At 44.1% G+C, this 11914-nt stretch carries 11 protein-coding genes; 1 reads left to right on the forward strand and 10 read right to left on the reverse strand.

Translation table 11 applies throughout. From position 1 onward, the window contains the following. Window positions 1-63: 63 nt before the first annotated feature. From NST45_RS19290 to alaS, 8 genes are all read right to left on the reverse strand, one after another. Window positions 64-1395 carry a U32 family peptidase gene (locus NST45_RS19290; protein WP_036675585.1) on the reverse strand — a complete coding sequence of 444 codons (1332 nt, stop codon included), beginning with the start codon at window positions 1393-1395 and terminating at the stop codon, window positions 64-66. Between the two features lie 99 nt (window positions 1396-1494). Next, complete coding sequence (locus tag NST45_RS19295; protein ID WP_036675589.1) at window positions 1495-2427, reverse strand: peptidase U32 family protein; 933 nt, start codon at window positions 2425-2427, stop codon at window positions 1495-1497. A 56-nt stretch (window positions 2428-2483) separates the two neighbouring features. Beyond that, window positions 2484-3533 (reverse strand): endolytic transglycosylase MltG, encoded by a 1050-nt coding sequence (gene mltG, locus NST45_RS19300; RefSeq protein WP_326047058.1) that lies wholly within the window; start codon window positions 3531-3533, stop codon window positions 2484-2486. 174 nt (window positions 3534-3707) lie between these two features. Then, complete coding sequence (locus tag NST45_RS19305; protein WP_076104918.1) at window positions 3708-4016, reverse strand: DUF1292 domain-containing protein; 309 nt, start codon at window positions 4014-4016, stop codon at window positions 3708-3710. Further along, window positions 4009-4317, reverse strand: coding sequence for a DUF1292 domain-containing protein (locus NST45_RS19310; RefSeq protein WP_038569507.1), 309 nt, complete (start codon window positions 4315-4317; stop codon window positions 4009-4011). The genes NST45_RS19305 and NST45_RS19310 overlap by 8 nt, the downstream gene beginning before the upstream one ends. A 13-nt stretch (window positions 4318-4330) precedes the next feature. After that, window positions 4331-4750, reverse strand: a complete 420-nt coding sequence (ruvX, locus tag NST45_RS19315) for a Holliday junction resolvase RuvX (RefSeq protein WP_036675598.1) — start codon at window positions 4748-4750, stop codon at window positions 4331-4333. Further along, window positions 4747-5022 carry an IreB family regulatory phosphoprotein gene (locus NST45_RS19320; RefSeq protein WP_036675601.1) on the reverse strand — a complete coding sequence of 92 codons (276 nt, stop codon included), beginning with the start codon at window positions 5020-5022 and terminating at the stop codon, window positions 4747-4749. Before NST45_RS19320 ends, ruvX begins: the two co-directional genes overlap by 4 nt. A 315-nt stretch (window positions 5023-5337) precedes the next feature. Next, window positions 5338-7971: an alanine--tRNA ligase gene (alaS, locus tag NST45_RS19325; RefSeq protein WP_036675605.1), complete on the reverse strand. Its 2634-nt coding sequence runs from the start codon at window positions 7969-7971 to the stop codon at window positions 5338-5340. A gap of 521 nt (window positions 7972-8492) precedes the next feature. Between alaS and NST45_RS19330 the strand changes: the two genes are divergently transcribed. Continuing rightward, window positions 8493-9353, forward strand: a complete 861-nt coding sequence (locus NST45_RS19330; protein ID WP_339823542.1) for a type II CAAX endopeptidase family protein — start codon at window positions 8493-8495, stop codon at window positions 9351-9353. 84 nt (window positions 9354-9437) lie between these two features. On the opposite strand, the gene NST45_RS19335 is transcribed toward NST45_RS19330, so the two are convergent. Both NST45_RS19335 and NST45_RS19340 read right to left on the reverse strand, forming a co-directional pair. Further along, window positions 9438-10355, reverse strand: coding sequence for a DUF5692 family protein (locus NST45_RS19335; RefSeq protein ID WP_076134042.1), 918 nt, complete (start codon window positions 10353-10355; stop codon window positions 9438-9440). Between the two features lie 295 nt (window positions 10356-10650). After that, window positions 10651-11913 carry an FAD-dependent oxidoreductase gene (locus tag NST45_RS19340; protein WP_081384073.1) on the reverse strand — a complete coding sequence of 421 codons (1263 nt, stop codon included), beginning with the start codon at window positions 11911-11913 and terminating at the stop codon, window positions 10651-10653. Between the last annotated feature and the right edge of the window lies 1 nt (window position 11914).

Raw genomic sequence — 11914 nt, forward strand, 5'->3', positions numbered from 1 at the left:
TTTGCTTTGTCAAAAAGAAAAACAGGGAGGCTCTTGGATGACCAAAGGCTTCCCTGTTTTTTATTAAAACTTCTTCTTACGCATCATATCAAAGTATGCAACCGGTTGATCTACCTTCATACGAATAGGTTGCAGTGGATGACGGGCAGCATCAAGCGAATTGCCTTTCTCATCCCATATTTCGCCAACCGTTTGCTTGAAGAACGTATCGTTAGGTCCAAAGAATTCTACTTCCTGACCTGGCTTAAAGTGATTGCGCTGTTGAACTAGTGCCGTACCACTTTCAGCATCGTACTCAATTACAAGTCCAGCAAAATCATACGGAGCTGCTTTTTCTTCAGGCTCATAGATATGATCTTCATGATCCGGAGTATCATAGAAGAATCCTGTGTTTAGCGGACGGTTAGCGGCTTTATTAAGCTCATCCAGCCATTCCTGCTTCAATTCATACCCTTCCGGATCTGCCATATAAGCATCAATGGCTTTACGATATGCATTAACGACAGTAGCCACATAGTGGATTGACTTCATTCGTCCTTCGATCTTGAAGCTGTCGATGCCCACTTCAATCAGTTCAGGTATACTTTCCAGCATACACAAATCCTTAGAGCCCATGGAGAAGGGATTATCTCCTTGCTGATGCAGTGGAATCTGAGTTACCCCGGGAAGCAAAGGAGCTGGAGATTTCGCTTCAGCCTGCTCTTCCTCAGACACCCAAGTCCCTTCCGGACGTGCATCCTCAAACAAATCATATTTCCAGCGGCAAGACTGGCAACAGCCCCCGCGATTGGAATCACGGTCGGTGAAATGGTTGGACAATACACAACGACCCGAATACGAGGAACACATTGCACCATGGATGAAGCTTTCGATTTCAATGTCGACATGTTTTTTAATCTCAGCGATCTCTTCCAGGCTTGTCTCACGGCCCAAAACAACACGCGGAAGCCCCTCTTCCTTCCAGAAGGACACCGCTTGCCAGTTCAACGTAGACTGCTGTGTACTCAAATGCACTTCAAGACCAGGCACTAACCGGCGTGCTGTATCTACAATGATTGGATCAGCTACGATAATAGCAGCAATGCCAGCTTCATATAAGTTACGCAGGTATTCTTCAATTCCCGCGACATCTTCATTGTGAGCATAAATGTTTGTTGCAACAAATACCTTAGCGCCATATTTCTTGGCGAATTCAACACCTTCGCGCATTTCCTCGAAGCTGAAATTATCTGCGCCGGAACGCAAGCCGTATTGTTGTCCTCCGATATAAACAGCATCCGCACCATAGTGTACTGCGAACTTCAATTTTTCCAAATTACCAGCCGGAGCGAGGAGCTCCGGTTTGTCCAGACGGTAACGTTTGCCCTTATATTGCGGCTTTGTCATGGTTCCCATTCCTGTTCTCCCCTCCATCGCCCCACAAAGCTAAGTCACATGCTATAAATGCTGTCCTAATCTTCGTGGGGACCTATAACCTCTTTATTTTTGTCAAACTTAATATACTTGCTCTTTATAGAAAAATCCGAAGCTTAACTCCCGTTCAGGGTCCTGCACCGTTCTGATTACATCCATCCATTCCTCATCGAAGGCATAACCTTCCGGATCAGCCGCATAAAGATCTATAGCTTTACGATATGTCTTCACAACCGTCACATTATACGCTATCGATTTCAAGAGTCCCTCAATCTTAAGGCTGTGTATACCTGCAGCCATCAGAATATGCAGATCCTCCAAAATACAAATATCATCCGAGCTCATAATATGAGTGCCGTTCTCGTCTTCATAAATCGGGAATTTCTGGTCATCTCGTTCTTCCTCAATCAGAAATAGTCCGCGTTCCTTCCCGAGACTTCCTCCATCACTAGGACGGCCTTGATGTGACATATAGCTTTCAACAAGCTTCCGCTTGGAATGGTATATATTGGTCATTCCATGAACCTGCACCTGTGCCTCAATCTCCAAAAGCGGAACCATTTCCGTCATTTCATCCATATTCAGCTCACGGGCCAGCACGACACGAGAAGCCCCCTTGCGTCCCCAATAATTCGCGGTCGCATAGTTGGTGGAAGTCATTTCCGCATTCCAGTGCAGCTTCATTGCTGGCGCTTCTTTCTTCACTGTGGTTAACACAGCTGGATCCCCGAATTCAACACCATCAATGCCAAGCTCACCTAAAGCCTTCACATAGTCAGGAAGCTCATCCAGCAGACGGTTAGACATCAGCCCACCCAAGCTTGCATACACTTTGCAGCCTCGCGAATGCGCCATTTCTACGACAGTCGCTGTATCCTCCAGAGAGAAATGTCCAGCAAGCCGCATCCCGAAACGGTCATCCCCAATGAGCAGCGCATCTGCTCCGGCATCCAGCAGAGCAGCAGCTTCCTCTAAGGACGCTGCCGTCACCAGCAATTCCGGTTTGTTAGTCATGTTGTACCTCCTACTTGTACAGTTATTTCAACCGCACCACTCTTCATTTTAATAGTTTATTTCGATTCTTGCTTGCTTTTTTCGATATTGGCTAAATGTTCCTTGTAGGTCTTAGCAAACAAATGGCCCTGTGTACCATCTTTTTTGGTCACATAGAAATAATATTCAGAAACTTCTGGTTCGAGGGCCGCCTGAATGGACTCCAGCCCCGGATTACTAATAGGTCCCGGAGGAAGTCCAATATTCTTATACGTATTATATGGATTATCAACTTCTAAATCTTTATACAAAAGTCTTTCCTTCTGCTTATTGAGTAAATATTGAACGGTAGCGTCAATCTCCAGCTTCTGTTCTTTCTTTAGGCGGTTATAAATAACCCCAGCCACAAGCGGACGTTCACTATCCACCACAACTTCCCGCTCTACCAGCGAGGCTACGGTTAACAGTTCATGCAGAGACAATCCTCGCGTTTCTAGCTTTTGCTGCCAGTCGGGAATCGTATCCAGCTTCTTCTGGAACTGATTCAAAAGTGCTTCTACAACTTCCTGGGGCGTGCTATCTTTGGTCAGTTCATAGGTTTCGGGAAATAAATATCCTTCAAGACGGTGGCGAAGATTCTTATCCTGCGGGATACCCAGAATATCAATCCCCTTCAAACCTGCACCAGTATCCATAATTTCAAGAAAAGTAGCCGCATCCTGATTCCAAGCTTCAGCGAGCTTCTTAGCGATCTGCTCAGCAGTATATCCTTCGGGGATGGTAAAGACCACAGTTTCTTCCTTAACTACATCACCTGCATTTAATCTCGCAATGAGTTCATCATAGCTGTCACCCGGCTTAGCGATATAAGTACCTGCTTTGAAGCTAGAGCCTTCTTTAGTCCATTTCAAATATCCCTTAAAAAAAAGACTCTTACGGATAATGCCATTCTGCTCAAGCAGATCAGCAATCTCCGCACTTCCCATGCCCTTCTCTATCGTAAATGTTACAGCAGGACCTGCAGGCTCTACCGGCTGCATCCCGTTCCAAATGTACCATGCTCCCCCACCTCCTGCTGCTGCCAGCAAAAGAATAATGATTAACACAGTACGGATTGCGGATTTCAAGTCTGGTTCCTCACTTTCCGACTATAAAGTATAAAAGTGTATTGCCTAAAATTCAATATATATTTCCTTAAATTGATGTTTATACAGGATATTGCTCGCATTTCAAGCAAAAAGAGCGCGGAATTCTCCGCCCTCTTCCGTGCCCATCATAAATGTAACGTACATGTTTAAGATTTATTCAGCGCCATCTGCTGGAAAAGTCATCTCATCGTATAGCTCAGAGATGTCTTCCCACTCTTCATCGTCCATAATGCTCTCCAATTCCGGAAGTCCGTCAGAAGAGACAACGATACGCAGGATTTCATACTCCACGTCTTTGCCAGAGCCTTTCAGCACCGCATATCCGCGATCACCGACTTCAAATTCGGCGATAATATCGTAAATGGAAGATTTGCCTTGCTCATCTTCCAGTTCTACAGTTTCTCCGTATGCTTCTTTAAGCCGTGAAGTCCACACCGCTTGATCAGCGGATATCTCAGTCATTCTCCGATCCTCCGTCCAACTCGTCGACCAGTGTGTTGAAAGTCTCTTCGACAATCGCCCACTCCTCATCATTATCGATCATGAACAATTGAAGATCGTCGCCTTCTTCCACATAACGGAACGCGTATACCTCATCGGTTTCCTCGTCCTCGGAGTCTAGCGGAACCACCATCATATACTTAGCGTCCGAGCCATCAACCTCAAACTTCATAATGACCTCGAATTCCTCTTCATTACCTTCCTCATCGGGAATATAGATAATTTCCGGTTCTTCCTCTTGGCCAATCTGTTCGTTTGTCATATCCTCGCACCCCTCACCTTTTACTGTTAGCATCCAAAAAATTTTGCAAAATCAGGGCTGCAGCCATTTTATCCACAATCCCCTTGCGTTTCTTCCGGCTGACGTCCCCTTCAATCAGCACCCGCTCTGCGGATACCGTCGTCAGACGCTCATCCCAAAGGTGTACGGGCATTTCTAACTCTTCCCGTAGCTTATCAGCGAATTCAATACAGATTTCGCCCCGGGGTCCTACTGAGCCGTTCATATTCTTCGGCAGACCAACTACAATCTCTCCAATTTCGTGCTCTGCAACAAGTTCACGAATGCGTTCGAACTCATTACCCGTACCTCGGCGCTCAATCGTTTCAAGAGCTTGTGCCGTCCAGCCAAAAACATCGCTTGTGGCTACACCGATTCTACGGTCGCCGTAATCTAAACCTAACTTTTTCTTCATTTCGGATTGTCCACCCTGTGATTGACGAGATAGAATCTAACCAGCTCTTCAATCAGCTCATCACGTTCTTTTCTCCGGACCAAACTTCTCGCATTGTTATGGCGCGGAATGTAAGCCGGATCTCCGGAAAGAAGATACCCTACGATCTGATTGATCGGATGATACTCTTTCTCCACCAGTGCATCGTATACTGCTAGCAATATTTCCTGGGGAGAAGCTTCCTTTTCGTCGCCCTTCACATTGAATTTGACCGTTTTGTCCATGGAGTCCATTTGTGACACCTTCCTTCTGCAAAATCGCCTTTTGGGACGGCTTCGCAAAGTTGCTACTGTGCAGCTCGCTTGCTTCCTTTATCATAACATATTCATGCCCCAACGAGGAAATCCTGCCCGTTATTAACGCTTTTTTTGGCATTTTCTCTACAAAAATTATGATATTTTTGGCTTTTAAGCTATTGTCAAGCACAATTCTTCATGAATAATCTAACATCCTGCTAATAAAGAGTAGCGGTACTGATATCAAACTCTCAGTACCGCTATGTTTTCTCGTAATACGTTTAGTTAGAGAAATGGTTTCGTAATTTTAACTTAGGCTAAGGAAGCTACCAATTCTTCAGCCTTTGCCAATGCTTCGTTTAGCTTAGAAGCATCTTTACCGCCGGCTTGCGCCATATCTGGACGCCCGCCACCGCCGCCGCCGCAAACCGCTGCGATTTCTTTAACGAGTTTACCAGCGTGGAAACCTTTCTTCACAAGGTCTTGCGGTACAGATACTACAAAGTTCACCTTATCATCCATCGCTGCACCTAATACAAGCACTGCATCCGGAAGCTTGGATTTCAATTCATCCGCTGTAGAACGCAAAGCATCCATATTGCCTGCTTGAACAGCAACAGCCAGAAGCTGCGTACCTGCGCCAACTGTCTTCACACTGCTTGTAAGTTCAGCAGCAAAAGTAGCGCTCAGCTTGGATTGCAGAGATTCATTCTCACGTGAAAGCTCACGCACCTGGTTATGCAGCGCTTCAATCCGTTTCGGAACATCATTCAGAGAAGACTTGAGAAGGCCTGCTGATTGTTTGAGCAAATCTAGCTGGCTTTCAGTGAACTGGTAAGCGTAACGTCCGGTAACTGCCTCGATGCGGCGCACTCCGGATCCAATGCCACTTTCGCTAAGCAGCTTGAAAATTCCGATTTGCGACGTGTTGGATACATGACAACCACCGCAAAGCTCAAGACTGTAATCGCCCACTTGAACGACACGGACGATATTACCGTATTTTTCACCAAAGAGCGCCATTGCTCCCATTGCTTTAGCTTCATCAATCGGCTTGTTCTCAATCACTACATCTAGACCGCGCCAGATTTGTGCATTTACGCGATGTTCGATATCGCTCAGTTCTTCTGGAGTAATCGCTCCAAAATGGGAGAAGTCAAACCGCAAACGAGCACCTTCCACTAAAGATCCCGCTTGATTAACATGCCCGCCAAGAACTTCTTTAAGCGCTTTGTGCAATAAATGGGTAGCTGTGTGGTTCTTCACGATATCTTCACGCTCTGCACGATCCACTTCCGCGCGAACGGATTCGCCCACTTTCAATTCTCCCGCTTCCACAGTTACCAAATGTACGTGTTGGCCGTGCGGCGCTTTAAAGAGTCCTTTTACCTTAGCCGTAACTGAACTCCCAGTAAGCACACCGGTGTCACTTACTTGTCCGCCGCTCTCAGCATAGAACGGTGTTGCTTCAAGAATAACTTGGCATTCTGCGCCTTCGCCGGCGACATCTACCAATTCATCACCCACAACAATAGCCAGGATTTTCGACTCTGTTACCGAGTCATTATATCCAACAAATTCACTTTTAACCGTCAGGTCTGCTAGTGCGCCTCCCTGAATCTTCATGCTGCCGCCATCATGACGTGCAGCTCTTGCACGGTCACGTTGCTCCTGCATAGCCGCATCAAAACCTTCACGGTCTACAGTTAATCCTTGCTCCGCTGCGAAATCTTCGGTCAAGTCAAATGGGAATCCATAAGTATCATATAACTTAAATGCATCGGCTCCAGCAATATTGCTGAGACCCTCTGCTTTTGCTTTAGCACTGATCTCACCCAAAATAGCCAATCCGTCAGACAATGTTTCGTGGAAACGTTCTTCTTCAGTACGAATAATCTTTGCGATATATTCGCGGTTGTCCACAACGGATGGATAGTAGACACCCATAATTTCGCCAACGGTTTCAGTCAGCTCATACAGGAATGGACGATCCAGACCCAAGGTCTTTCCGTACCGAACAGCACGGCGAAGCAAACGGCGGATAATATAACCGCGTCCTTCATTAGAAGGAAGTACTCCATCCCCTACTGCAAAAGTAACGGTACGCACATGGTCAGCGATTACTTTAAGCGCGATATCCTGCTCAACGTTATCTTTATAAGTTACACCCGCGAGCTGTGCTGTCTTTTGAATAATAGGTTGGAACAAATCAGTGTCGAAGTTGGAATCTACATCCTGTAGAATGGATGCAAAACGCTCCAAACCAGCACCTGTATCAATGTTTTTATTCGGAAGCGGCGTATAGCTGCCATCCTTGTTATGGTTAAATTGTGAGAACACCAAGTTCCATACTTCCAGCCAACGTTCATTTTCTCCGCCTGGATACATTTCCGGATCGCTCATATCACTGCCGTAAGCTTCTCCGCGGTCATAAAAGATTTCCGAGCAAGGACCGCATGGGCCTTCGCCAATATCCCAGAAATTTTCGTCGCCCAGCTTAATGATGCGTTCAGCAGGCAGGCCAACCTTTTCATTCCACAGCTTAAATGCCTCTTCATCCTCTGCGTACACCGTTACGGAAATACGTTCCGGGTCAAAGCCGATCCACTCTTTGCCGGTTAGGAACTCCCAAGCCCATGTGATAGCTTCTTCTTTGAAATAATCACCGATGGAGAAGTTACCCAGCATCTCGAAAAACGTATGGTGACGGCGTGTCTTACCCACATTCTCAATATCATTGGTACGAATACATTTTTGTGAGTTGGTCAGGCGCGGATTTTCTGGAACCTCCCGGCCATCGAAGTACACTTTCAAAGGTGCCATACCCGCATTGATCCACAGAAGCGAAGGATCGTTGTGAGGAACGAGGGACGCGCTTGGTTCAATCTTGTGACCTTTACTTTCAAAAAACTTAAGCCATTTGGAACGAATTTCACTTGCTTTCATAATTTACAGCTCCCGTCTCATCTTTTTACTTCGGCATTTACACCGGAAATTACAAAATACCTAAAAAATAAAAACAAAAAAACGCCCCTGAATAATTCAGGGACGATTAATATCGCGGTACCACCCTGGTTATCGCCTTGACCCCACTCATGGGACAATTGCAGACGATCGCCTTGTCGCGGCTGATAACGGGCGCCCCCGGTGAGCATTGATCTCACACTCCGAAATTAGCTTTCCACCGGCCTGTCTTCAAGGTTCTCACAGCCATTACGAAACGTTTCGTAAAGGAACCTTTTCTCTGACCAAGCCATCCTCCGGTGTACTTCATTTTCATCAACGATTTGTCCGATTTGCATTTTAACATTTCAAGTATAGCCAGTGCCCTTGCTTCTGTCAATCTGGGGATGGGCGAATGTGAAGAATAACACATGATTTTTGTAACAGTAAACTTGGCCTCAAAAAGGATATAGTGAAATCTAAGGTTAATTTGGAATATTTTGTATTCAGGAGGACTGCCGTTGATGCTTCACTCCAAGGAGTTCAATCCATCATCGATTTTTGAAGCAAAGCCTACACACTACCTTTTTATAGCGAACCTGATTTTTATTCATATTATCTTTACTCTTGCGGTTAATCTTATCCTTTTTGAGCATGGATATTTAAGTTTTATCGCCAAAAACACAAACCACTGGATCAATGAAACGTTAGCCGCCAATCTAGTTGGGCTTCTCTTAGAAGTAATTTTTTTTTTGATTCTGATAGCTAAAGTTTCGCCCCGGGATTTTGGGTTAAAAATAGAAAAATTACGAGCTGGACTGCTGGGCACCTTTCTGTTTTGGCTCGCTATAAATATAGTAGATTTGTGTATGGTACACTTGAATCACTCAGAGCTAACGCTTAACAATAATATCTTCAGTCATTCAAATTTAGTTTTCGGTGAAATTCTAGGTCAAATCTTCGGAAATGCTTTATTGGAAGAAATCTTATTTCGCGGCTTCCTGCTCGTTCAAATCTATCTATGCTTAAAAAAAATCAACAACAAGACTACACGGATGATCTCGGCAATGCTGATTTCACAATCGATCTTTGCTGCCATACATATCCCAAACCGGATTTACTCAGGATTAGTTGGAATGGAGTTTGTTTATGATTTTATCATGCTTCTAATTCTAGGAGTTATATTCGCTCTACTCTATATCCTAACCAAAAATCTATTTTTCGTGATCGGCGTTCACTCATTAATGAATATTCAGATAGTGTTTTGGAATAGCAATTTCACGTATACGGCAACTTTATTATGTGTGTTATTACTGACCTGTCTTTTGCTTTGTATAAAAAGGAAAACATTTCGTGCGCAGCAACGGGCGGATATGGGGCTCTGATAATTAGAACTTTAATTATTCACAAAAAGAAGTTCCCCCCTTTAAGCAGGAGGAACTTCTATCACTATTACTATAATGTCTCTATTAATTCGCACCCTCTGCAATAGCTTTATAAGCAGCTAAATCCGTATAAACTTCCTCTTTAAGCGGATTGCGTTTATGCTTGATGATTTTATAGAAATGATAACCAAACACTGCAATATTAGCAGCTAAAGATAATGCACTTACTATCCACAGAGCGGTTTCACTATGAGAGGATTGTACAGAGAACTTTGACTCGCCAACAAACGCCGGGAACGACATCGTAAACATCATCCAAATCGCCAAAGTCTGTGCACGATGCTGCAGCCATGCCCCTTTTTTAAAGAAGAACGCCGGGATGGTACAAGAGATCAACAATGCTGCACCTGCATAGAAGGAATGGTCAGAAACTGCATTATATACATAGGCAAAGTTCCAAATGTCATAAGCAATGATCCAGAACCAAAGCTGGTCAGGCCACAACATATCTTTACTCTTATCTTTACTGATCACAATTCCCATCCAACCAGAAATCGTAATAATGTTCAGAATACCTGCGATCCCGTTCATAATGTTCCAAGGACCACCTACCATCATTACGCCATCCACCATACCTTGCAAGCTGTACACTTGGAAATCACGAATAACTGCTTCAAGAATGTTAACTGCAAGGATAATAGCCGGGAACATTAATATATATTTATTTTTGTCCCATCCTTTAACATAACGGATAGCCATAAACCCTATACATCCTGCCAAAGCAGAATATACTTTTACCCAGTGAAACCATGTTCCAGTACTAGAGCCTTCGCCTGCCGTATTCGGCCAGACCGCTATGGTAAGAACAATAGGGACAACTATAAACAGAATGATTGAGAACCACTTGCTCTTCCGTGCGATTTCATTTACAAACATTAATCCTGCTAGTACTACTAACCACATTAGTGCAGAGTACCAGGGAATCGATTCGAATAAAAACATGTTTTACTCCTCCTTGTAGTTTGGTGTATATAATCTGTGTCTCAGGTCCAATATAGTACATCCCTCTTTGAACGATCAAATCGCTTAAAACGTTGATTTATCAGTGTTTTTTTAGTTTCATTTCAAGTTGAGTTTACACAACCATAGCACTAGGATTCGCCAAAGTTTCTACCTTTCTTCTGAGCAATCTATTAGAATGCATGTCTACAGAACTATATACTGCAAACCTAACTTGAATGTAAAAAAAACCTTGTCGACAAATTTCTTTGTGGACAAGGTTCCTCTTTACTATTATTTAAAAGAATCGTTCAACCAAGTGTTTCGCATATACAATACAATTCTCAAGTGTAGGGAAGTTCATAATTTCTCCAGCTAAATAGATATTGTTGTTCCCCTGCATCTGATCAACCCGTTCATAAAACCCCTCATGTAGCGCATTAGAATCCACATGAGGGAAATGCTTCCAACGCTTCATCATATACAGTCGAATGCTCTCTCCGCCCAGCTCGCGAAGTTTATTTTCTACCGTCTCTCGCATTTCCAGATCAGTCATAGCTTCATTCTCTGCTACATAAACCGTAACTAGATCCGTAGTTCCCATATCTGCCCACCGATAGTACCATGCCATCATATGCCCTTTACGTTCAGGGTACATATTCCGGGGGATATAGCCAGAAAGCTCCGGCAGCCCTTTCACTCTGTAGGCATATACCCTAAACCATTCGTACGTTATACTCGCTAATAAGGTTTTGTCCTCACTGGACAGGCTAACTGTATCGCCCATTTGCTCTAAAGCTGCTGTATAAATGACCTTGTCAAAATAAAAGATGTCCTGACTCGTCTCTACTCGAACCTGTCCATCTTGTTCTTGCTCCATAAAAAGCACTTCACAAGTCAGGCGGAGATCGTTCACTTGGTCGGCCATTCGTCTTATCAGTTCAGTAACACCCTTAGGCCAGGTTATCATATGCGTAATTTCAATAAACGACAACAGATTATCATAGCTTAGAAATTTCAACACATATGCAGCGGGCACATTATGGATACTACCGAATCCAAAAGTATTAAAATAATGCATGTAGACCTGTTCAAGGACAGACAGCTTATTCTCTGCACACCACTGTGAAAATGGCTGACATAAATCTGGTGGTAAGTGAAGAAATCCCGGTTCTTGGAGAGACTCATAGCGTTTTAGAATATCCGGCAGTCGTTTGAATTCTTGTGTAAACGCCTCTATCTGCTCCATGGGAATCTGTGAAGTTTTCCTCCCATTATTATCAAAAAATCCACGTTCTAACAAGGGTCCCCTATCCATAAGATCAAAATCTCTCATTAAATCCATCGTATGTTTATAGGTGGGCAGGCCGATTAGCGTCCCCATTTCATAACTTTTTCCTTTGTACTCAATAGAATGACACTTTCCTCCTACTCTGTCCGACTTCTCCATGAGGGTAATGTGGGTATAACCTTTTTTCGCTAATTCGTAAGCAGCTGTAACCCCAGAAATCCCTGCACCGATGATCCCAATTCGGTCTTTATTCTTCGTGTTTGTCATCATC

Source organism: Paenibacillus sp. FSL R7-0163, assembly GCF_037969975.1.
GTDB lineage: Bacteria > Bacillota > Bacilli > Paenibacillales > Paenibacillaceae > Paenibacillus_AQ > Paenibacillus_AQ odorifer.

Bases quoted from the DNA above. Each gene is read 5' to 3' on its own strand.
- NST45_RS19335 (WP_076134042.1), bottom strand. From the start codon at position 10,355: ATGTTTTTATTCGAATCGATTCCCTGGTACTCTGCACTAATGTGGTTA.
- alaS (WP_036675605.1), bottom strand. From the start codon at position 7,971: ATGAAAGCAAGTGAAATTCGTTCCAAATGGCTTAAGTTTTTTGAAAGT.
- NST45_RS19295 (WP_036675589.1), bottom strand. From the start codon at position 2,427: ATGACTAACAAACCGGAATTGCTGGTGACGGCAGCGTCCTTAGAGGAA.
- NST45_RS19310 (WP_038569507.1), bottom strand. From the start codon at position 4,317: ATGACAAACGAACAGATTGGCCAAGAGGAAGAACCGGAAATTATCTAT.
- NST45_RS19305 (WP_076104918.1), bottom strand. From the start codon at position 4,016: ATGACTGAGATATCCGCTGATCAAGCGGTGTGGACTTCACGGCTTAAA.
- NST45_RS19340 (WP_081384073.1), bottom strand. From the start codon at position 11,913: ATGATGACAAACACGAAGAATAAAGACCGAATTGGGATCATCGGTGCA.
- NST45_RS19330 (WP_339823542.1), top strand. From the start codon at position 8,493: ATGCTTCACTCCAAGGAGTTCAATCCATCATCGATTTTTGAAGCAAAG.
- NST45_RS19290 (WP_036675585.1), bottom strand. From the start codon at position 1,395: ATGGGAACCATGACAAAGCCGCAATATAAGGGCAAACGTTACCGTCTG.
- ruvX (WP_036675598.1), bottom strand. From the start codon at position 4,750: ATGAAGAAAAAGTTAGGTTTAGATTACGGCGACCGTAGAATCGGTGTA.
- NST45_RS19320 (WP_036675601.1), bottom strand. From the start codon at position 5,022: ATGGACTCCATGGACAAAACGGTCAAATTCAATGTGAAGGGCGACGAA.